22 protein-coding genes are annotated in these 22684 nt (G+C 35.5%); 18 read left to right on the forward strand and 4 right to left on the reverse strand.

The genetic code is table 11. The annotated features are described in order from the left end of the window. The first annotated feature begins 118 nt into the window (after positions 1-118). From EK386_RS05920 to EK386_RS05950, 7 genes are all read left to right on the forward strand, one after another. Positions 119-1243: an ATP-binding protein gene (locus EK386_RS05920; RefSeq protein ID WP_246027591.1), complete on the forward strand. Its 1125-nt coding sequence runs from the start codon at positions 119-121 to the stop codon at positions 1241-1243. An 18-nt stretch (positions 1244-1261) separates the two neighbouring features. Beyond that, a complete protein-coding gene (locus EK386_RS05925; RefSeq protein WP_126658121.1) occupies positions 1262-1933 on the forward strand; it encodes a YdeI/OmpD-associated family protein in 672 nt (223 codons plus the stop codon). A gap of 417 nt (positions 1934-2350) precedes the next feature. Then, a complete protein-coding gene (locus EK386_RS05930; protein WP_126658122.1) occupies positions 2351-3565 on the forward strand; it encodes an ABC transporter substrate-binding protein in 1215 nt (404 codons plus the stop codon). A gap of 171 nt (positions 3566-3736) precedes the next feature. Continuing rightward, complete coding sequence (locus EK386_RS05935) at positions 3737-4612, forward strand: branched-chain amino acid ABC transporter permease (RefSeq protein WP_126658123.1); 876 nt, start codon at positions 3737-3739, stop codon at positions 4610-4612. A gap of 9 nt (positions 4613-4621) precedes the next feature. Beyond that, entirely contained in the window at positions 4622-5560 is a 939-nt protein-coding gene (locus tag EK386_RS05940; protein WP_126658124.1) for a branched-chain amino acid ABC transporter permease, read from the forward strand. After that, positions 5557-6336 carry an ABC transporter ATP-binding protein gene (locus EK386_RS05945; protein ID WP_126658125.1) on the forward strand — a complete coding sequence of 260 codons (780 nt, stop codon included), beginning with the start codon at positions 5557-5559 and terminating at the stop codon, positions 6334-6336. Before EK386_RS05940 ends, EK386_RS05945 begins: the two co-directional genes overlap by 4 nt. Then, positions 6336-7043 carry an ABC transporter ATP-binding protein gene (locus EK386_RS05950; RefSeq protein ID WP_126658126.1) on the forward strand — a complete coding sequence of 236 codons (708 nt, stop codon included), beginning with the start codon at positions 6336-6338 and terminating at the stop codon, positions 7041-7043. Before EK386_RS05945 ends, EK386_RS05950 begins: the two co-directional genes overlap by 1 nt. A gap of 98 nt (positions 7044-7141) precedes the next feature. Here EK386_RS05950 and EK386_RS05955 read toward each other — a convergent pair whose 3' ends face one another. Continuing rightward, positions 7142-7864 (reverse strand): DUF6904 family protein, encoded by a 723-nt coding sequence (locus EK386_RS05955; RefSeq protein WP_246027592.1) that lies wholly within the window; start codon positions 7862-7864, stop codon positions 7142-7144. A gap of 15 nt (positions 7865-7879) precedes the next feature. After that, on the reverse strand, positions 7880-8584 hold the full coding sequence (gene rluF, locus EK386_RS05960) for a 23S rRNA pseudouridine(2604) synthase RluF (protein ID WP_126658127.1): 705 nt from the start codon (positions 8582-8584) through the stop codon (positions 7880-7882). A gap of 293 nt (positions 8585-8877) precedes the next feature. Between rluF and adh the strand changes: the two genes are divergently transcribed. The 3 genes from adh (at position 8878) to EK386_RS05975 (ending at position 11296) form a co-directional block, all read left to right on the forward strand. Further along, positions 8878-10398 (forward strand): aldehyde dehydrogenase, encoded by a 1521-nt coding sequence (gene adh / locus EK386_RS05965; RefSeq protein ID WP_126658215.1) that lies wholly within the window; start codon positions 8878-8880, stop codon positions 10396-10398. A gap of 22 nt (positions 10399-10420) precedes the next feature. Then, positions 10421-10774, forward strand: coding sequence for a DUF779 domain-containing protein (locus EK386_RS05970; RefSeq protein WP_126658128.1), 354 nt, complete (start codon positions 10421-10423; stop codon positions 10772-10774). Positions 10775-10975: 201 nt separating this feature from the next. Then, positions 10976-11296, forward strand: coding sequence for a YybH family protein (locus EK386_RS05975; RefSeq protein ID WP_126658129.1), 321 nt, complete (start codon positions 10976-10978; stop codon positions 11294-11296). A gap of 84 nt (positions 11297-11380) precedes the next feature. Here the strand turns inward: EK386_RS05975 and EK386_RS05980 are convergent, their stop codons facing one another. Next, entirely contained in the window at positions 11381-14368 is a 2988-nt protein-coding gene (locus tag EK386_RS05980; RefSeq protein WP_246027593.1) for an EAL domain-containing protein, read from the reverse strand. 314 nt (positions 14369-14682) lie between these two features. Between EK386_RS05980 and EK386_RS05985 the strand changes: the two genes are divergently transcribed. The 5 genes from EK386_RS05985 (at position 14683) to EK386_RS06005 (ending at position 19555) form a co-directional block, all read left to right on the forward strand. Continuing rightward, positions 14683-15066 carry a MerR family transcriptional regulator gene (locus tag EK386_RS05985; RefSeq protein ID WP_281274248.1) on the forward strand — a complete coding sequence of 128 codons (384 nt, stop codon included), beginning with the start codon at positions 14683-14685 and terminating at the stop codon, positions 15064-15066. Positions 15067-15102: 36 nt separating this feature from the next. Continuing rightward, positions 15103-16413 carry a hemolysin family protein gene (locus EK386_RS05990; RefSeq protein WP_126658132.1) on the forward strand — a complete coding sequence of 437 codons (1311 nt, stop codon included), beginning with the start codon at positions 15103-15105 and terminating at the stop codon, positions 16411-16413. 112 nt (positions 16414-16525) lie between these two features. Further along, the gene (locus tag EK386_RS05995) at positions 16526-17512 is read left to right on the forward strand and encodes a DUF4003 family protein (protein WP_126658133.1); all 987 of its coding nucleotides are present in this window, start codon (positions 16526-16528) and stop codon (positions 17510-17512) included. Positions 17513-17578: 66 nt separating this feature from the next. Further along, on the forward strand, positions 17579-19006 hold the full coding sequence (locus EK386_RS06000) for an aldehyde dehydrogenase family protein (RefSeq protein WP_126658134.1): 1428 nt from the start codon (positions 17579-17581) through the stop codon (positions 19004-19006). A gap of 39 nt (positions 19007-19045) precedes the next feature. Next, positions 19046-19555 carry an acyl-CoA thioesterase gene (locus tag EK386_RS06005; RefSeq protein ID WP_126658135.1) on the forward strand — a complete coding sequence of 170 codons (510 nt, stop codon included), beginning with the start codon at positions 19046-19048 and terminating at the stop codon, positions 19553-19555. Positions 19556-19726: 171 nt separating this feature from the next. Here the strand turns inward: EK386_RS06005 and EK386_RS06010 are convergent, their stop codons facing one another. Further along, positions 19727-21037, reverse strand: a complete 1311-nt coding sequence (locus tag EK386_RS06010; protein ID WP_126658136.1) for a globin-coupled sensor protein — start codon at positions 21035-21037, stop codon at positions 19727-19729. Between the two features lie 255 nt (positions 21038-21292). On the opposite strand from EK386_RS06010, the gene EK386_RS06015 reads away from it, so the two are divergent. From EK386_RS06015 to EK386_RS06025, 3 genes are all read left to right on the forward strand, one after another. Then, entirely contained in the window at positions 21293-21514 is a 222-nt protein-coding gene (locus EK386_RS06015; RefSeq protein WP_126658137.1) for a hypothetical protein, read from the forward strand. 154 nt (positions 21515-21668) lie between these two features. Next, positions 21669-21974 (forward strand): DUF4870 domain-containing protein, encoded by a 306-nt coding sequence (locus EK386_RS06020; RefSeq protein WP_126658138.1) that lies wholly within the window; start codon positions 21669-21671, stop codon positions 21972-21974. 209 nt (positions 21975-22183) lie between these two features. Beyond that, positions 22184-22648 (forward strand): CtsR family transcriptional regulator, encoded by a 465-nt coding sequence (locus EK386_RS06025; protein WP_126658139.1) that lies wholly within the window; start codon positions 22184-22186, stop codon positions 22646-22648. Positions 22649-22684 lie beyond the last annotated feature (36 nt).

Here is a 22684-nt window from a genome sequence, read left to right on the forward strand (position 1 = left end):
TTTAAGATAGAAAGGAAAATAAGGAATCTATATGGAGAAGTACGCAATTCAGAGAAGTGTTAAGAGCTATTATTATACAGTGTTCTTTTTAATTATTTGTATGTTTATAGGGATAAGTATGTCAAACCCTCGAAGTGGAGGTACTGACAGTGGTTTAATATCACACGGGGTTATCGTTGTTGTATTATCTATATTTTTATTACTTTATCCGAAGTTCAGGACACATAGTTTTAGATTAATAATCGTTATACTCGCTTCAACATTAATTTATTTACTTTTCTTTCTATACCCGAATACAGCATCGAATTTAATATTAATCAGTTTAATTCCAACTATTTCTATTTTATTATTTGATGAAAAGCTTTTTTACTTTTCTCTTATTCTAAATACAGTTTTATTAGGGTTCTCCATTATATATATTTACCTAGAAGATTGGGAAGCTATATATCCTTTGTTAACGGGAGATATAGTTGGGAGTATCGTTAATTTTATAGGTAGCCAGGTAATTCAATGTTTTGCTTTCTATCTCACATCTATACGCATTAAAAATCAACAAGTATATTATGAGCAAATGAAGCATTCAGAACGATTAAAAACGACTGGTGAATTAGCTGCCGCAGTGGCTCATGAAATTAGAAATCCTTTAACTGTCGTGAAGGGCTATCTACAAATGTATAAACAGGACCAATCATTCGATACAGATAAAAGGGAAAAATTCACTTTATTAATAGAAGAATTGAATACTGCGGAACAAGTCATATCTGAACTATTGTCATTATCAAAACCATTGAAAAACAAGGAAACGGAAAAAATAAATGTAGAAACTAGTTTACATAGCGTGACAGATTTACTGCAATCTTATGGATTATTAAATGAAAATAAAATTAATGTATCTGTTGAGGGTACTTGCACAATCACAATTAATAAAATGGAGTTCCATCAGCTCCTAGTGAATATTATTAAAAATGCAATTGAAGCTTCATCAAGTGGTAACCCAATCAATATATTTGCTGGAAGGAAAAGAAGTTATGTGGAAATCAAAGTTTCTGATGTGGGGCAAGGCATGTCAGCAAAAGAGCTTGAATTAGTTGGCACCCCTTTTTATTCGTTAAAAGAAAAGGGTACAGGGCTAGGGATTATGATTTGTAATCAAATAGTAGCAAACTATAATGGAACAATTAAGTTCGAGAGTAACAAAGGGCACGGGACAACGGTTAGAATTTGCTTTCCATATAAAAAGTAAGAAAGGATTGAATGCAGAGTGGCTAATTCCATAGTAGAAAAATTAAAATTAATAAAGTATAAAGAGATTGCCATATTAAATATACCAAAGGATTCCTATTACTTTGATGAGCTACCTCATTATGATAGCGAGCTTCACTCTAAAACATATGATTTGATTTTTGTCTTTGTATTATATATGGAATCCCTACAAAATGTTGTAAACAAAATTATTAAGAAAAACTATTTAAATCCAAAAGGTTATATTTATTTGGCTTATCCAAAGAAAGGGAATAAAGTATATGACACATTCATTCACAGAGATGATTTGTTAGAAGGTCTTGGAGCAGATCAGGACGGATATATTGGTAATAGTACGATTAAATTTGCTCGTATGGTGGGACTAGACGATGTATTTACCGTGGTGGGATTGAAGGAAGATGCAAAATCTAAAAACACACCATCCACAAAGATGAGTCAATGTGTGGATGATTATATTGAACTCATTCCGCAAATTGAAAAAGATTTGGCAGGAGCACCTAAATTATTAAAGTTCTATCAGTCATTAACGCCCGGCTATCGCAAAGACTGGGCACGGTATGTATATAGTGCTAAACAAGAAGTGACAAAAGCAAAACGACGTGAAGAGATGAAAGAGATCTTAGCCCTAGGGTTTAAAACACGTGATTTATATAAACTTGGGAAGAAATAACTAACATCAACATGTCATTATTAAGTGGTAAGGAAAGAAATCAATTGAAATCTTTGAGGATTTTTGAAAAAGTAACGGTTAGAAAAATACTGTTACTTTTTTATTTTGTTCATAATGTTCATAAAATGCTACTTTAAGTTCTTTTCTATGAATCTCTATAAAATTTTATGGAAATACATCACGAATATATTAATAAAATATTCAATATTGATTTAAAAATCCAAATTTACTAAAAAATCGGACTAGACTAAATAGGTAGAATGTTTTACAATCATAAAGTCTAATAATTGAAAAAAGATATCGAATAATTTTATATTTCAGAATATTTAGATTAACTGTTGTAGCAACTAAACTATTAAGCTATAATTGTCTGAAATATCTTATATCTTTTAAACATCTATGTGGGGGGAATAAAGAATGACAGAGAAAAAAACATTAAAGAGATTCGCATCAGTATTTTTAACATCATCTTTAATAGTTGGCGCATTAGCGGGTTGTGGTTCAAAAGAAGAAGGTACATCTACTGATAGTGGAGGTTCTACTAGCGATGATACGAGCGAAGTTATTAAAATTGGCGCTAACTTAGAGCTTTCAGGTGCAGTAGCATCTTATGGTTCTTCAATTGGGAAAGGTGCTGAATTAGCAGTAGAAGAAATCAATGCTGCTGGCGGTATCGATGGTAAAAAGATTGAATTAGTAAAAGTAGATAACAAATCAGAAAACTCAGAAGCAACAAATGCTGCTATTAAACTAGCAACTCAAGATAAAGTTGCTGCAATGATTGCTCCTGCAACTTCAGGTAACGTAATCGCAACAGCACAAATTGCAAATCAATATAAAATTCCAACTGTTACAGCTTCAGGTACTGCTCCAAATGTAACTGAAAATGAAGACGGCTCAATTAATGACTTTGTATTCCGTACATGTTTCATTGACCCATTCCAAGGGGTAGTAGCAGCAAACTTTGCGACAGAAGAGCTTAAAGCAAAAAATGTAGCAATTTATGCGGACAACTCATCTGACTACGCTAAAGGATTAGCAGCTGCATTTAAAGAACAAATCGAAGCAAACGGCGGAACTGTAGTGAAAGAAGAAGCTTATGTTGCGGATGATGTAGACTTTAAATCAACGTTAACAAATATTAAATCAGCAAACCCTGATTTCGTATTTATTCCTGGATACTATGAAGAAGTAGGTTTAATTGTTAAACAAGCTCGTGAATTAGGAATTGATGTGCCATTAATGGGTGCGGATGGTTGGGATTCTCCAACTCTAGTAGAACTTGCAGGTAAAGATGCGTTAAACAACACATTCATTACAAACCACTATTCATCTCAAGATCCAGATGAAACAATTCAAAGTTTCGTAGATGCATTCGAAGCAAAATTCAGTGAAGCACCGAACGCGTTCCATGCACTTGGATATGACACAGTTTACTACATCGTAGACGCAATTAAACGTGCTGGCTCTGCAGATGGCGAAGCGATTCAAAAGGCTTTAGCAGAAACAACAGATTTAAGCTTAATTACAGGTACATTCTCAGTTGACGAAAAACACAACCCAGTTAAATCAGCAACAGTTCTAGAATATGTAGACGGCAATCAACAGTTCAACTCTAAAGTTAATCCGTAATAATACACATTTCGTGTATTTGATCAAACAAGGGGGGCTTGCCGGCCTCCTTTTTTACGGTTACAAAAGTCAATTTTCTTACAATGGATGGAAAATGATGTGAGGAAAGTACATAGAAATGAAGTGCGAAAAATAATAAGTATAGAAATATTGGAAAAGGAGTGAGAGCTCATGGAATGGTTGCAACAACTAGTAAATGGTATTTCCTTAGGAAGTATTTATGCATTAATTGCCTTAGGTTATACAATGGTATATGGCATCATCAAGTTAATTAACTTTGCTCATGGTGACGTATTTATGCTAGGTGCCTTTATTGGCTTTTACGCAATTGCTAGGTGGGATTTAGGGTTTTTCCCAGCATTAATTATCGCCATGTTACTTTGTGCAATTATTGGAGTTATTATCGAGCGTGTTGCGTATAAACGATTACGTAATGCAACACGTATAGCAGCTTTAATTACAGCCATTGGGGTTTCTTTATTAATTGAGTACACGGTAATCTTCTTTAGAGGGGCTTCACCTGAAGCATATCCTGAAGTATTTGCAAATAAGTCCATTAACATTTTGGGTGCAAACATTAGCTCGATATCGATTGTCATTTTAGCAGTTACAGTTGTTTTGATGATCTTATTACATTTTATCGTTCATAAGACGAAAATCGGAAAAGCAATGCGTGCAGTATCTCATGATGCGGATGCAGCACGTTTAATGGGAATTAACGTAGATAATACAATCTCAGCAACTTTTGCTATTGGTTCAGCATTGGCAGGAGCTGCGGGTGTAATTTTTGGTTTATATTATACAAGAATTGAACCATTAATGGGTGTTTTACCAGGTTTAAAGGCATTCGTAGCAGCCGTATTAGGTGGTATCGGAAGTATCCCGGGTGCCATGACTGGAGGCTTAGTGCTGGGTGTTGTAGAAACCATTGTAAGTGCATTAGGATATTCTTTATGGCGTGATGCTGCGGCATTTGTCATTTTAATTTTAATCTTAATATTGAAACCATCGGGTATATTCGGTAAAAATACCCGTGAGAAAGTGTAGGTGACATGCATGAAAAAGTCTAAAGCCTTTTGGGGGTTCCTTGTTTTAGCACTAGTAATCTATGCAGTCGTACAAGGCATGATCTCAGGTGGAATGCTAGATCTTTATTATCAAAATATATTAATCCAAATGTGTATAAACGTTATGCTTGCAGTAAGTTTACATATTGTCATTGGGATTACTGGTCAGTTTTCTATTGGTCACGCAGGGTTTATGGCAGTAGGTGCTTATGTTAGTGCGATTGTAACAATGAAGTTAGGATTACCATTGATAGTAGCAATTTTATTAGGTGCAGTTATTTCTGCATTAGCAGGGTTACTTGTAGGGATTCCTACATTACGACTAAAAGGAGATTATTTAGCAATCGCAACATTAGGATTTGCTGAGATTATCCGTATTATCTTCTTAAATGTCGATTATGTTGGTGGAGCAGCGGGTATGGTTGTAATGAATATGACTACATGGACGTATGCATTTGTAGCTGTTGTAATTACAATATTAGTCATTGCCAACTTTACAAACTCGCGCCATGGACGAGGATGTATTTCGATTCGTGAAGATGAAATTGCTTCAGATGCAATGGGAATCAATACAACTTATTACAAAGTTATTGCTTTTACAATCGGTGCATTCTTTGCAGGGGTTGCAGGGGCAATTTACTCCCATAACTTTTTCATTATTCAACCAACAACATTTAACTTCTTAAAATCTTTTGATATTTTAATTTATGTTGTATTAGGTGGATTAGGTAGTCTTTCTGGATCTGTCATTGCAGCTATTTTCTTAACGGTTGTATCTGCATATTTATCAAATTTCCCAGAAACACGTATGATTATTTACTCTTTAGTGTTAATCATCGTAATGTTATATCGTCCGACTGGATTAATGGGAACAAAAGAAATTACGTCTTTATTCAAGTTCGGTAAAAAGGGAGGTTCTAAAGTATGACAAGTAACCTTCTTATTAAAGCAGAAAATGTGGGAATTCAATTCGGTGGTTTAAAAGCTGTTCAAAACGTGAACCTGTATTTAAATAGCGGTGAATTAATTGGTCTAATTGGCCCGAATGGAGCAGGTAAAACAACTACTTTTAATATGCTGACAGGTGTATATCAACCAACGGAAGGTACCATCACTTTCGACGGCAAAAAGTTAAACGGGTTGAAACCATTCCAAGTAACGAAACTAGGGATTAGCCGTACATTCCAAAACATTCGATTATTTAAAGATTTATCAGTTTTGGATAACGTAAAAGTGGCCAACCATAATCTTGCAAAACATTCACTATTTGCGTCTATTTTCCGATTACCTAGTCATTTTGCGGGTGAGGCGAAAATGGAGAAAGAGTCTATTGAATTTTTAAAGATTTTTGGTCTAGATATTTATAAAGATGAATTAGCTAAAAATCTACCATACGGAATGCAGCGACGTTTAGAAATTGCTCGTGCGCTTGCTGCAAACCCAAAATTACTTTTACTTGATGAACCAGCGGCAGGGATGAACCCACAAGAGACACGTGAATTAATGGAATTGATTGCATTCATAAGAAAAGAATTTGGTTTAACAATACTATTAATTGAGCATGATATGCACCTTGTTATGGGAATCTGTGAGCGTATTTATGTACTGGACCATGGGCAATTAATTGCAGATGGAACGCCTGAAGAAATACGAAATAATCCTAAAGTAATTGAAGCTTACCTTGGTGAGGAGGTTATTGATTAATGCTAAAAGTAAACAACATCGATGTATTTTATGGAAATATTCATGCATTGAAAGATATCTCCTTAGAAGTAAATGAAGGTGAGATTGTTACACTAATTGGTGCGAACGGTGCGGGGAAATCAACACTATTAAAAACATTATCGGGTCTTTTAAAACCTAAACAAGGGACGATTTTGTACTATACTCAACAAATTGGCGGAAAGCCTGCACAAGGTATTGTAAAAAGCGGTATATCCCATGTGCCTGAAGGACGTCGAGTGTTCTCGAATATGTCAGTAGAAGAGAACCTCGAATTAGGAGCTTACTTACGTAATGACCGTGATGGTATTAAAAAAGATATGAACTATGTATATGAACTGTTCCCGATTTTAGATGAGCGTCGTAAACAACTATCAGGTACATTATCTGGTGGGGAGCAACAAATGTTAGCGATGGGTCGTGCATTAATGGCGAAACCTAAGTTATTATTATTGGATGAACCATCAATGGGGCTAGCACCATTAGTCGTTAAAAAGATATTTGAAATTGTAAAAATGATTAACAGTCAAGGTACAACGGTTTTACTAGTTGAGCAAAATGCGAATATGGCATTGTCGATTGCAGATCGTGCGTATGTTTTAGAAACAGGTAAAATTGTATTGGCTGGAACTGCAAAAGAACTCCAAGAAAGTGAGCAAGTAAAAGCGGCTTATCTTGGGGGATTATAAGAAAGAGGGAGTCACGAAAAAACGTGACTCCCTTTTTTATGGTTTTCCCAATTTGAACAGTGTTTAGCTACAGCGGCGAGCGCCTTTCGCTTTTCTTATTACCATTCAATTTCTTCTGGATACTTCATTGTAAGTGGTAGCTCATGAATTTCATTTTTAGTTATGCTTGCTGTTGCTAGTATTTCTTCTTTTAATGCAAGATAACTTTCATCTTCAATGAGTAAACGAATCGCAAATGCCGCTAAATTTTCTTTTCGCTCTTCTATTGATAGATTAATATATTCTAGGTTCAATAAATCCACATATTGTGTTGCATAGCGGAAGTATTTTGGTGATTTATTTTGCATTAGTTGGGAGAAGACAGTGTAATGTTCCTCAGCGAGATGGTTTTTTAGACAATCTGCAACACTAGATTGAAATTTACGAATGACTGAAATATGTATATTCCATAAAGAATCGTCTATCATTTCGTTATGTAATGTTATAAAGTCATTTAATGCAAGCGTTGTAAATAATAATTCTGGCCATAGTATTTCAACAGAAAAGTAGACATTTTTTTCTGGAACAATTAAATCATGGCTTTTTAAGATGCCTCTATGAATCCCATTTGTAACAAGTTCAATATTTTTTTCCCCTTTTGCTGCATGGCGTAAATCGAAGCAAACGCCTAATACACGATGTCGTGCCCCCTGGTAATCATAGTAGCGATTTTCATCCCCAATGACTTCGTAAATAGCATTAATTAGTTCATCAAAGTCCCAATAGTCGCCACTAATACAAGCGCCTGTTAATAGTTCAGTACTTTCAATGGATAGCAACATCCCCAACCCCTTTATTTAGTTCTTTTGTTTATAGTTAAGCAACTGGAATAGCTCCGTTTTTTCTTTTTCTGTTAAATCACGCCATTGTCCAACTTTTAAGTTACCTAAATGAATATTCATAATGCGTATTCGTTGTAGTCGCTTTACTGAATAGCCTAGAGCTGAACACATGCGACGAATTTGTCGATTCAATCCCTGTTCTAAAATAATTTTAAATACGTTAGAGGAGATTTTTTCCACTCTACAAGGCAAAGTGGTTGTATCTAATATCTTTACCCCTGAAGACATGTGTTGAATAAATTGGTCTGTAATGGGCTTATCTACTTGCACGACGTATTCCTTTTCATGGTGATTTTCTGCACGTAATATTTCGTTTACAATATCCCCATCGTTTGTTAGTAATAATAGCCCTTCAGAATCTTTATCAAGACGGCCGATATGAAAAATGCGCTTTGAGTGACCTACAAAATCGACAACATTTCCTTTGATATGCTTTTCCGTTGTACTTGTAATGCCAACAGGTTTATTTAGAGCGATATAAACTAACTCCTCCTCTTTTTTTACTTGTTTTCCGTCCACACAAACAAGATCGCCTTCATTTACTTGGCTACCAACAGTTGCAAGCTCGCCATTTATTGTAATACGGCCTTCTTCAACCCATTTATCTGCGCCGCGTCGAGAGGTAATGCCGGTTTCACTTAAATATTTATTGATTCGCATAAATTCTCCTATTATTTATAATTAATGTTTTTCCTTACCTATTGTTAACATGGTTTCCCTAAGTCATTCCAAATAAATGATGATAGCTTTATTTTACATTTAATCCTCTAAAATGCCTTCTGTTTTGTCGAAAAATTTCTATGAAAAAATTAACGTTTTTAGATATATTCTAGTAACTTTCGAAATATATATAGATAAATACCTTTTTAATAGCTTGGGGAAGTAAGTGCTAAAAGGTGTTGGATACGATAAATAGGTGAAAAGGGGAGACTAAACACATGTCAGTATTAACATTGGCTTATGCATTTCCAAACACAGAAGGAGCAGTAGTAAATTTCAAGGAAAAATACGACAACTTTATCGGAGGACAATGGACGCCACCTGTAAATGGAGAATACTTTGATAACGTAACACCTGTTACCGGAAAGGTATTTACAAAAGTAGCGCGTTCTACAGCCGATGATGTTGAACTTGCAATTGATGCAGCTCATGCAGCGAAAGAATCGTGGGGAAAAACTTCTGTCGCTGAGCGAGCAAACATTTTAAATAAAATTGCAGACCGCATTGAAGAAAATTTAGAAATGTTAGCTGTTGCTGAAACGTGGGAAAATGGAAAAGCCGTGCGTGAAACATTAAATGCTGACTTACCACTTGCCATCGACCACTTCCGCTATTTTGCTGGAACAATTCGTGCGCAAGAAGGTGGCATTAGCCAAATTGATGAAAATACAGTTGCCTATCACTTCCATGAACCAATTGGTGTTGTTGGACAAATTATCCCTTGGAACTTCCCGTTATTAATGGCAGTTTGGAAATTAGCTCCGGCATTAGCGGCTGGAAACTGTGTGGTGTTAAAACCAGCAGAACAAACGCCAGCTTCCATTTTAGTGTTAGTGGAGTTAATTGAAGATTTATTACCACCAGGAGTGTTGAATGTTGTGAATGGTTACGGTTTAGAAGCTGGTAAACCACTTGCTTCAAACCCGCGCATTGGCAAAATAGCTTTCACTGGTGAAACTACAACTGGTCGATTAATTATGCAATATGCATCTCAAAATATTATTCCTGTAACGTTAGAGCTTGGTGGTAAATCACCAAACATCTTCTTTGAGGACATTTTTGATGAAGATGATGAGTTTTTAGATAAAGCAATTGAAGGATTTGTATTATTTGCGTTAAACCAAGGAGAAGTATGTACTTGTCCATCACGTGCGTTAATCCAAGAATCGATTTATGAGAAATTTATGGAGCGCGCTATTAAACGTGTTGAAGCGATTAAAACAGGTAACCCACTTGACCCAACCGTGATGATGGGTGCTCAAGCTTCAACAGAACAAATGGAGAAAATTCTATCGTATTTAGATATTGGAAAGCAAGAAGGAGCAGAAGTGTTAGCTGGTGGAGATCGCAACCAGTTAGAAGGCGACCTGAAAGATGGTTTCTACATTAAACCAACCGTATTTAAAGGAAACAATAAAATGCGCATCTTCCAAGAAGAAATTTTTGGACCTGTTGTTGCGGTGACAACATTCAAAACGAAAGAAGAAGCGCTTGAAATTGCTAATGATACACTTTATGGTTTAGGTGCTGGCGTTTGGACACGCGATATGAACACAGCTTATCGCTTTGGCCGCGCTATTGAAGCAGGTCGTGTATGGACAAACTGCTATCACGCATATCCTGCGCATGCAGCGTTTGGTGGATACAAAATGTCTGGTGTAGGTCGTGAAAACCATAAAATGATGCTAGAGCATTATCAACAAACGAAAAATCTTCTTGTAAGCTACAGCCCAAATAAGCTTGGATTCTTCTAAAAAAGTTAAAAGGAGGGCTTTTGTGGTTGAACGTGTAATCGCGACAGATGCTACACTTGCACTCATTAAGAAGTTAACAGAAAAGCATGGACCTGTTCTTTTTCATCAATCTGGAGGGTGTTGTGATGGTTCTTCTCCAATGTGTTATCCGGAAGGGGATTTAATCATTGGTGATGCAGATGTCCTCCTAGGGGAAATTGGCGGTGCAAAGTTTTATATGCATAAAAGTCAATTCGACTATTGGAAACATACGCAGCTAATCATTGATGTTGTGGATGGGCGTGGTGGAATGTTCTCTTTAGAAGGTGTGGAAGGGAAACGTTTTTTAACAAGATCCCGTGCCTTTAGTTCAGATGAATTGACGCAATTAATTTAGTATGTGTTAGGGGGCTGTCCAGAAAGGTATTACTTTCTGGACAGCTATGTTTCTAATAATATAATTTAGCTAAAAATCTGTGCTCCTGCGGTAGTAACAATAAATTGTCACTATCCTCGTCGCAAGGGTGCGTTCGAAAATCAATTTTCGGACGCACCCTTAATATGACTACTATTTAACTAATTGAAATGGGGAGTATAAATGCTATTACAAGACTATGTTGCTTGTCTAAATAAAGGTGATTTTGAAGGGCTTTCCAACTTATTTACTGAAGATTGTCGTTTTAATGACGGTGCTGCTCGTACGATAAATGTAAATGATTTAGTTGTCGATGGAAGAGAAGCGATAAAATCCGCATTTCAATCTGTTTTTGCAAGCAATAAAATTCGTGCTGAAGTGGTTAAATTAAATGCAAATTCTATGGAATATGATGTGTTTCTAGGCGATGTAAAATTAGAGTGCATTGGTTGTGCTACTTTAAAAAATGGTCTAATTGATGAGTACATTGTAAGACCAAGATAATACTGAAATATAATCTACCTAATTTGATAAAGGTTAAAGCCCCTTTACGAAATAAAATGCTGTAAAGGGGTTCAATATTTAGATTTAAATCATAGAGCCATTGATTTTTTTCTTTAAGAAGATATGAGCTTCTTCATAAACAAAATTCGTATCGGGTATTTTTTCGTTCTTTTTACTATAGCCGCTTAGTTTATTAATAACTGAAGCAAGTCGATCCTCTGTAACACGGTTTAACTCAAAACTCACACCATATGAAAAGACATCGAGTGGGTCACCTTCAATCCATCTAATTGTCCCAGTGGTTTCAAATATTTCATTGAGAACTTTAAATTTAAAGCTAAATTTCATATTTGAATTGACTGGTAGCTTAAGGCTTGATAATAATTTAATGCCGCCTAAGCTAATATTCTCAATAAGAATTGGTGAAGAACCGACATGCACTTTATTACCGTTCATTTCAATAATTGTCATTTCTCCTTCAATTGGATATGGAAGATGGAAGCGGAAGTATTTTCTTCTTTCAACTATAATTACTTTTTTTCGTCTCTTCTCTGCTTTTAGAAAACCCGTCTCTAGCATTTTTTCAAAAGTTGCTATACGAACAGGCTTAGAGTAAATAAACCCTTGTATACGATCGCATTCATTTTGTTTTAAGAAGTTTAGTTGCTCATATTCCTCTACACCTTCAGCTACTACTTTCATTCCCAAAGTTTTCCCTAAATATAAGGTAGAAGAAATAATCCCTTTTTCTAAGGCGTTATCTTCAGAAATGTTTTTTATAAAAGTTCGGTCAATTTTAATTGTATGTGGGCTGAATTTACGTAAAGAGTCTAAAGAGGAGTATCCTGTTCCAAAATCATCAATTGCAATTGTTACCCCTAAATCCTTCAATCCATTTATTGTGGTTAAAACGTTTATTTCATTCTTTAATAATGTACTCTCTGTAATCTCGAATTCTAATAAATGTGCAGCTATATCGTAAATCTCCACTTGTTGTTTTACGAATTCTAGTAAGCCTTTTTTAATAAATCGAATCGGTGGGATATTAATAGAAATTGGATGTACGGTTAAACCCTTCTCTTTCCAATCTTGAATAAAACTACATACTTTTTCGATAACCCAATCGGTAATGGAATTAATCAAATGATTTTCTTCCGCTAGTGGTATAAACTCCCCAGGAGATATTAATCCCCATTCTTTATGGTTCCAACGAATTAATGCTTCAGCTCCGCAAATTTTTCCGTTAGTTGGATCTACTTGTGGTTGGAAATATAGCTCAAATTCCTCATTATTAATAGCTTTTCTCATATCGCGATCTAATACATATTTTTTAAATGAAGAAATATCGGTTAAGTGAGAAGAGAGTTGATAATTATTCTTCCCTTGCTTTTTAGCATGGAGAAGTGCTGTATGAGCATTTTCTAATAATAATAGCTTGTCCAATCCTTCTTCCGGGAAGAATGTAATCCCTATACTTGTGGAAACATGAAATTCATAGTCCAGCACAGTAAAGGGTGCTTCTGTTGCATGAATAATTTTTTCAGCTAGATGGTACACTTGTTTTTTAGTTTCAAAGTTAGGAACAAGCATTATAAAATCATTGTTACCTAAACGGGCAAGATAGCCGTCTTTCGGTGTAAGAGTTTCAAAACGTCTTGCGATGGCTTTTAAAGCTTCGTCACCAACCGAATAACCAAGGGAATCATTAATTAAATTAAACCGATCAATATCCATATAGAAAATAGCGAAAGGTTCCTCTTTCTTGAAACAAAGCCGATCTAATCGTTCATATAAGTCTCTTTGATTAGGTAAACCTGTAAGAGAGTCATGGTTCGACAAATAAAACAATTTCTCTTCTATTTCCATTTCATGCGTAATATCAATTACCAAACCGAAAATATTCGTAACGTGCCCTTGTTCATTTATTCTAGGAACGACTTGTTCTAGTAACCATTTTATTTTGCCGTTTCCGCTAATTAAACGGTAAATTGTTTGGATGCTTCTACCTTCAGTTATTAATCGCATACTATTTTTTAACTCTTGATGATAGTTAGGGTGAATCATTTTGTACCAGACATTAGAATCTTCGTATAACTTGGATACAGGTATATCAAGTATCGTTTCTAATCCCTTGGAAGCAAAAATAAATTTCCCTCCCGCAGATTCCCGCATCCAGATGCCTGAAGTTAAATTGTCGAATATATATTGATAATTTTCATTTTGCTCGATTAGTTGATTTTCTAATTGTATTTGGTAGGAAACATCATTTGTAACCCCAATAATTTTTGCAGGCTTCCCATCTTCAAAGTAGACTTCTGCATGCACTTTTAAATAACGTATGCTTTTGTTTTTGCCGTGAATAATCCGAAAATGAATGGAGAAAGCGGTACCGGTTGTGATCGCTTCTCGAACAGCTTCATTAACAACATCATAGTCGTGTGGGTGGATTAATTGAAATGGAATGTCGATATTAATATATTCAGTTTTATCTAAGCCGAAAATATAGTAAAAATAATCTGAACAGTATAAACGATCTTCCGCGATAACATATTCCCAACTACCGATTTCTGCTATTTCTTGAGCATGGTTTAAATGTTTCTCTCTTAATAGCAATTGATGTCTTAATGTAACTTTTTCCGTTACATTCATAATGATTGAATAGACTCCCTCAATATGATCCGCATTTTTAATGGGGATAAATGTGATAAGGAGATACAAAGATTTCTTGCTTGTATTTTTTACTTCAACTTCAATTTTATTTGGTTGGCCTTTTAGAGCTCGTGTAAAAGCTGGTGTTAAATTTTTGTAGGATGCGTGCGGAATAAATTTTTTAAGATCCGCCATTTCGATTATTGTTTCCCCAATTAATGCTGTAATTTTTTCGTTATCCAGAGCAACAATATCGCCTTCACGAGAAAAAACAATGATAATATCAGGATGATAAAATGCTAAAGAAGAGTAGTAATTTAGTAGCTCGTTACTATTGTGTTGAGTTGAAATATGATTATTTTGGAAAACTTCTTTTTTCGTAAATATGCTCTTAAGTTTATTAATCTTCTTAGTATTTTCCAATTTCATCAACTCCTTTTATATATACTATTACCGCGCAATAGTATTTGTAAACTAAAAATTAGTAAAAAAGGATTATCGCTATATTAGGTAATACAGACTAATATAGATGACGCAGTGAACTTGTTGGCTAAAAATTAATTTTAAAAATATATGAAACTTGCCCGCTCATCAATCGTAGAAATAACTAGAGTATAAATAAAAGGATTAAATGAATACGACTCTACTGATTGATTGAAATAATTTATTTAGTCGTATATAATAAAACTATAACGTGATGGTTTGGGGGTGTAGACGATGGGATCGAGAAACTAAAAATTGGTGAGTTAGCTGAAATTACTGGGATTACAAAGCGTACAATTGATTACTATACAAATCTTGGTTTGTTAAAAGCAGAACGTTCTACTTCGAATTACCGCTATTACTCTTCCGATAGTATTGAAAGACTACGTGAAATTGAAGAAATGAAAGCGAATGGTATGAGTTTACAAGATATAAAGTACTCCTTTGAAAAAGAACATCAATATGAAGAAATTGACATCCACGAGATTCGTTTACACATGCAAACACTTCAAAGTGAAGTCACGACACTGCTCGAACAAATGAAACAACAAGAACAATCGACTCAAAACTCGATTAAAAATAAAGTATCAACAGAAAGTGCTGCATTAATGCAGTCTTTATTATTACTTATAACCTAGGAGGTGAAGTCTTACTTTTTTAAGTAAGACATCTGATTGACCGTAATAAACTTAACGATTTTTACTATTTTAATAGCAATGACTGGGTTTTTCGTTGCGACGGAATTTGCCATTGTAAAGGTAAGGCAATCCAGAATTGATCAGTTAGTGGCAGAGGGGAAGAAAGGTGCCCTTGCTGCGAAACATGTTACAACCCATTTGGATGAATATTTATCAGCTTGTCAATTAGGGATAACAGTGACAGCTCTTGGTATTGGTATGGTTGGGGAATCAACTTTTGAATTTATATTACATCCGATGTTTGAAGCAATCGGAATCCCAAGTAACTATGTTCATATCTTTACAATTGCTGCAGCCTTTGCGATTGCTACATTCTTACACGTTGTAGTCGGGGAACTTGCTCCGAAAACAGCTGCCATCCAAAAAGCTGAGACAATTACGCTATTATTTGCAAAACCGATTATGATTTTCTATAAAATTTTATATCCGTTCATTTGGTTCCTAAATGGTTCTGCTCGTTTGTTAGTCGGGATATTTGGTATGAAGCCTGCTTCTGAACATGAGCTCTCCCACACAGAGGAAGAATTACGATTATTATTAACGGAAAGTTATAAAAGCGGTGAAATTAATCAAAATGAACTAAAGTTCGTTAACAATATATTTGAATTTGATGATCGTATTGCCCGTGAAATAATGGTGCCAAGAACAGGAATTGTTGGGTTTGAAAAACGTGCTTCCTTTAATGAAGTATTAACGACAATCCAAGAAGAACGTTATACACGTTACCCTGTCTATGAAGAAGACCGTGATAATATCATTGGTTTTTTAAATATTAAAGATTTTTTAACGCAAGGCATCAGTAATCGTATTACATCGGAGAACTTTACAATTGAAAACTTTATGAATCCGGTTATTAAAGCTATGGAAACAACACCAATCCAAAGTTTATTAACAAGAATGCAAAAAGAACGTATCCATATTGCTATTCTCTTAGATGAGTATGGTGGAACATCTGGTTTAGTTACTGTTGAAGATATTTTAGAAGAAATCGTTGGTGAAATACGCGATGAGTTTGATGATGATGAAATTGCAGATATTCGAAAAGTAAAAGAAGGTCATTACATCATTCACTCAAAAGTTTTGTTAGACGATGTAGCCAAACTATTAAATATCGAATTGGAAAATCCCGATGTCGATACAATAGGTGGTTGGTACTTCTCTCAAGATATGGATCTAAACCAACAAAGTGATATTGAATATGAAGGATTTACGTTCAAAATATTTGAAAAGGAAGATCATCATATTCGTTTTATTGAAGTAAAACAAAATGTACCATTAGTCGCATAGAAGTTAAATTAGGGAGCACCTCATTTGTTACACTATCTAACAAATGAGGTGCTTTTTTGTATGTGAAACTTAACTGCTGTTATAGCCGTAGAAAATAGTGGGAGTGATAAACGTGGATAACGAACAATTTATTATTGCATTTGAGCAAAATTATCAGCGCGTCATCAATTATATTGGTAGTGGGGTAGATCAACAACTAGTTATGTCGTTAGCGTGTAAATATACTTTAGCAAAAAAGCCATTTAGTGGTGTCATGCTCCAAAAGGTAATAGACCAGGTGGACGAAATGGCAAAAGGAGCATTACCCATTCGAAACTCGTCCACCATTAGCTACAGATTTGCAGCACAGCTTGTATTGGGAGAAGGAGATAACCTCTCTAAGGTGCCTGAACTAATCGAAAACGACCATCTCTTAAAAGAGGCAAAATTTAAAAGTTCTCCTTTTCGAGCGATTGGAGCATTATTTTTACAAGGGGACAAGGAACAACATACTAACCGCGCAAAAGAATTATATACGGAGATGAACCGTAACCAACGCATCCTAACTTCAGCAGAAGATATTCCGTATGTCGTGTACTTAACAATTCCAAGTAATACACAAGCGTTAGTTCAGGCAGAAACGATTGCTCGTTATTACAATGAATTTAGAAAGCATCAATTTGCAATGGGCAATCATTTACAAGCTTTAGCTCAAATTGCAACTATTTATAGTAGTACATACAATGAGGTGTTATTGCATTACGTCATTCAGTTAAAAGAAGAGTTAACCAAAAGAAATATAAAAGTGAAAAAGATGCACTATCCATATCTCGGTGTTTTAGCTTTAGCAGCAACGAACAATATGAAAATGGATGAAATCGTTCATTTTCATGGTCAACTAATGGAGCAGAAAATATTTAAAAATGCCAAGCACTATGCACTTATTGTAGCCATTCAAAAGGTAGTTCAAGATCTAATGGAGGTGCAAGAGCTGCTTAATGTAACTCCAGTTGCCCAATTGTTAAATTTAACGGATCTATTGGATATTGCAGATATCTTTTTAGAGCTGGGTTGGTTTTTGCCAAGTGGAATATCTGAAGTTGTGGATTTTTTTAATTAAAAGAATAAGTCTTCGAAATTTTTTAATTTTCCATTCAACTGGTACAATAATACAGAGGTGGTAACGATGAAGGAAACAAAACTTTGGATAAATGGACAATGGATTCAAACGGAAAAAAGCTATTCCTTAACAGCACCCTATTCAGGAGAGGAAATTGCAAAAGTTGCAAAAGCTTCGATTTGTGATGTGGAGAAGGCAATTGAAGGGGCACATCAAGCGTTCCAATCCTTTAAAAAAACGACAGCATATGAGCGAGCTGAGATTTTATATAAAGTTGTAGATATTATGCGCGGGCGAAAAGACGAGTTTGCACGCATTTTAGCAATGGAAGCCGGTAAACCGATTTCTGCTGGGCTTACTGAAATTGACCGGACTATTGCTACATATCAATTTTCAGCAGAGGCTGCCAAACAATCCATGGGCGAAACCGTACCAATGGATGCAGCACCCGGTACGAAAGATCGTATTGGCTATACAAAACGGGTTCCATTGGGAGTTGTTTCTGCTATTACGCCGTTTAACTTCCCATTTAACTTAGTGGCACATAAATTAGGACCAGCCATTGCGGTAGGGAATACGATTGTCTTAAAGCCGGCAACGCAAACGCCATTGAGTGCCCTGGTGATGGCGGAAATTTTCAAAGAGGCAGGACTACCAGATGGCGTACTTCAAATTGTGACAGGTTCTGGTGGGGAGTTAAGTGATACGTTAGTGACGCACCCGTTTGTGAAAAAAGTGACGTTTACGGGTAGTGGCGAAGTGGGACTTAAAATTAAGGAAAAAGTGGGCTTACGGAAAATTACGTTGGAACTTGGCTCTAATGCAGCAGTTATTGTGGAGCCAAGTACTCCTATTAAAGAAATCATTTCCCGATGTGTCGGTGGAGCCTTTGCTTTTGCTGGACAGGTTTGTATTTCCTTGCAACGAGTATATGTGCATGAATCGATTTATGAGGAGTTTACAAACGCCTTTGTGGAAGAAACGAAAAAGTTAAAATTAGGTGACCCATTAGACCCAGCGACTGATATTAGTGCGATGATTCATCCAGATGAAGTACACCGATTGAAACAGTGGATTGACGAAGCAAAACAACAAGGGGCAACGGTTGCTACTGGAGCGGAATTTACAGAACGTACGATGACACCTACTGTAATGACAAATGTTTCACCAGATATGAAAATTGTATGCCAAGAAACGTTTGCACCAATCGTATCGCTTGTACCTTATCAGTCACTAGAGGAGGCGATTTCGTTGGTAAATGCTTCAGACTTAGGGTTAAACGCCGGAATATATACAAATGTTTTAACCGATGCTATGAAAGCGGCCGAAGAGTTAGAGGCGGGAGCAGTAGTAGTAAATGATATTCCAACATTCCGAGTGGACAACATGCCGTATGGTGGAGTAAAAAGTAGTGGTTATGGACGAGAAGGCATTAAGTATGCGATAGATGAAATGACAGATTTGAAATTTATTACGATTAAAACGGTTATTTAAATTAGTTATAATGAATGTAAAGTAATGGAGGATACAATGATGGGCAACGCATTACCAATAAGTCATTCCCGCTCGTATCAAACGCATTTGGTATTACCACCAGATACAAATCATCACGGCTCTATTTTTGGTGGGAAAGTGTTAGCATATATTGATGAGATTGCAGCCATAACAGCAATGAAACATTCCAAATCTGAAGTAGTCACAGCTTCCTTAGATTCCGTTGATTTTATTTCACCTGTCGATGTTGGAGATATTTTGGAATTAGAAGCGATGATTACTTCCACGGGTAGAACAACGATGGAGGTATACGTACGGGTCATGTCGCGTAATTTCCGGACAGGGGAAGTAAAGTTAACGACGGAATCTTTTGTCACAATGGTTGCGGTGGATCAACATGGCAAGCCTACCCCTGTGATAGGTGTGTTCCCTGAAACGGATAGAGAGAAACGGTTATTTGAAACTGGTGGCGCTCGTCAACGTTTACGAAAAGCGAAACGAGAAAACACGAAAGAGCGTCGAATGCTATTGGATAATAATCCAGAATAATGAAAAAGAGGATGTCCAGAAAGCACTACACTTTCTGGACATCTATGCTTCTAATAATAAAATATCGCTAAAAAGTTGTGCTCCTGCGGTAGTAACAATAAATTGTCACTATCCTCGTCGCAAAGGAGCCGTCCAAAATCACTTTGGACGGCTCCTTTGTTTGTGTACTCATTAATCATTAAGTTCATTAACTACATTTAATAAAGAATCAGATGAGGAAGATACTAGGGTTGCACTCTTCGTTAATTCATTAATGAGCGTCGTGATTTCATTTACGTCTTGTGAAGTATTTGTATATTGCTCTTTAATACCTGATACAGCTTTTGCAATAGAGTTAAAGGATTCTTCTAAGCTTTGTTGTGTTTGCACACTTTTTTGTACTTGTTCATCTACATTATTTACAGAGGATGTCATGTTGCCAATGTTATTTTCTGTTTCACGTATTAGATGGGATACGTTTTGTACAGCATTTTTCGTTTCCTCAGCAAGCTTTCGAACCTCTTCAGCTACCACTGCAAACCCTTTCCCATGTTCGCCAGCCCGAGCTGCTTCAATCGAGGCATTTAATGCAAGAAGGTTGGTTTGGTCTGCGATGCCAGTTACTAAGCCAACGATTTCGGTAATCTTTTGAGAGGAAATACGTAAACTGGTCATAGATTTTTCTAATAAATTAACGCTTTCTAAAATGACATTCATGAGTTTCGTTTGTGTTTCTAGGTGATTTTTTCCAAGGTTTGATTTTTCCTCTGTATCAGCTACAAAGTCTAACCCTTGTTTTGTTGCAGAGGCAATATTTTCAGATTGTGATGAAATAACGTATAAAGATGCGGTTGTTTCTTCACTAATTGCATTTAGTTCTTCCGCTGTATTTTGGATTGTAGATACTAGAGCAAGCTTTACTTGTAAGTCTTCTGTCCGGATACGGTGTTGTTCGGCATCGTACGCTTGAATTACGAGCTGTTGTTCTAAATTAATAATTTTAGAAAAAGCATTAATCGCTTTCGTCGCATCTTCTTTTGTAATATCTAGATTTGTAACAAAATTAATAAATGTAGTCATTAACGATTGGAAGGAACTTAAATACCAGTTAGATTCTAGACCGATACGCACATGGGCCGCTGCAATCGTTTTTCTTTCCTCTACATAGGCGCTATTTATACGACTTTCAAAAATATCGGATAAATGTTTTGATAACGTTACTTTTAAACGATCAATTTGCGAATGGCGCTGAATAATGCTTACTAAATGTTCACTTAGCGTAATAGAGTCATAGAATTGATTGACCATTTGTGGAATTAGTTCGTCTGTAAGTGGTTGTAATTGCTTTAATATCGCCAAATCGTCTTTTTTTAATTGAATAAGATCAATTTGTTTTAATAAGTCTGGATATTTTGAAAGGTCAAGTTGAACTTGGTTTACATACTTTTCTATTTCAAAAAAGTTAGATAGCGGTTTAGGCGCTCGAGTTTTGAATATAACCATAATGTGCTCCATCCTATTTCTATTTTATGTAGATTCATTACTTGCAATTTTTAATCTTAATAATACATTAACTTTACTATACATTTCCACATTATGGGCAAAATTCCTTCGTTTTTTCATAATGTTTGTATGTTATGCAAGTAAGGAAGAGCGTAATTTGTAATTTTTTCGTATCCCATGTAAAATTACAATAGCTTAATATTATTAATCAATTTAATTAATGCAGAAATTTTACATAGAAAAGGAAGTATTGAAATGGACAAACGACGGCTTAAGTTTGTTATCCCTGTAATGGTTATAGTTACGGTTGCGGCAATCTTCATGTTAAAAAATTACTTTAGTGATGTACCTAAAAATCATCAAATACTAATTGTGATTTGTGCTTCCCTTTTTTCTGGTGTTTTAGCTCACGGACTATTTGCCCAGGAAGTTGAAGAAGAACCAGATCCAAAACCAGCTGATTTAAAGAAAAAATAAAGAAACGTGGCTAATCGCCCACGTTTCTTTATTTTTTTGTTTCATCGATTCTAATTTTAGTTAGTGCGTTAAGATTTTTATGAAACTAATTGTAACAATGGTCCGTATATGTATTATAAAAGAAAATCAATAATGATACGAAAGGTTGATATATATGGAAAGTAAATGGGCAAAGGTTATTGTGCATGCGAGTGCCTTTTTTGCACCGGTGTTAGTCCCAATCTTGTTTTTCTTAATTAGTACGGAGGAAGAAGTAAAACGTATGGCGGTGCAAGCGTTGTTATTCCAAGGGGTTATGTATGTTTTAATTTTCATTGCATCAGTGCTAAGTTTCGTTATAATTGGTATTCCATTCTTAATTATTTTCGTGATTATGACAATCGTCGTACCGATTATAGGGATTATTAAAGCGCTTGATCATTCGAGCTGGAACTACCCAATTGTCGGACGTTGGGTATAATTGCTGAATGATTGGTATTTAATAACAGTAAAAATAGGTTAGGACTTTTAAAAATAGGGAATACTACATCGACAAAACCGTTTAAACGCGATTTTGTCGATTTTTTTTAAGTTTTAAGGTAGGCGTTTTAATTGCAATTTCATTTTAGCATTTATATAATATAGTCAAAGATAGTCAAAGTCAGTAGTAAGTGAGGTGAGGTATAAAAAATGAGAAATATATCTGACATCATTGAAGGTTATTTAAAACAAGTTATCGAATTAGGTGGCAAGGGACATATTGAAATCAAACGTAGTGAATTGGCAGATAAATTCCAATGCGTACCCTCACAAATAAATTATGTAATTAATACAAGGTTTACAGCAGAAAGAGGTTATTTAGTCGAAAGTAAACGTGGAGGCGGTGGCTATATTCGCATTTTACGTGTAAAGGCACATTCGAAAATTGATTTGCTCGACGATATGATTAGGCAAATCCATAATGGTGCTACCCAATCAATGGCAGAAGATATCGTTTATCGTTTAATCGACGAGGACGTTATCACGAAAAGAGAAGCAAAATTAATCCTTGCTGCGATTGATCGTACTACACTCAGATTGCAATTACCTGTAAGAGATGAACTGAGATCATATATCTTAACATCTATGCTGACAACTTTGAAATATGATAAATAAGCAAGTCAAATCCCGAAGTGAAATTTTAAAACTAAT

The organism is Lysinibacillus antri (genome assembly GCF_003977595.1).
GTDB lineage: Bacteria > Bacillota > Bacilli > Bacillales_A > Planococcaceae > Ureibacillus > Ureibacillus antri.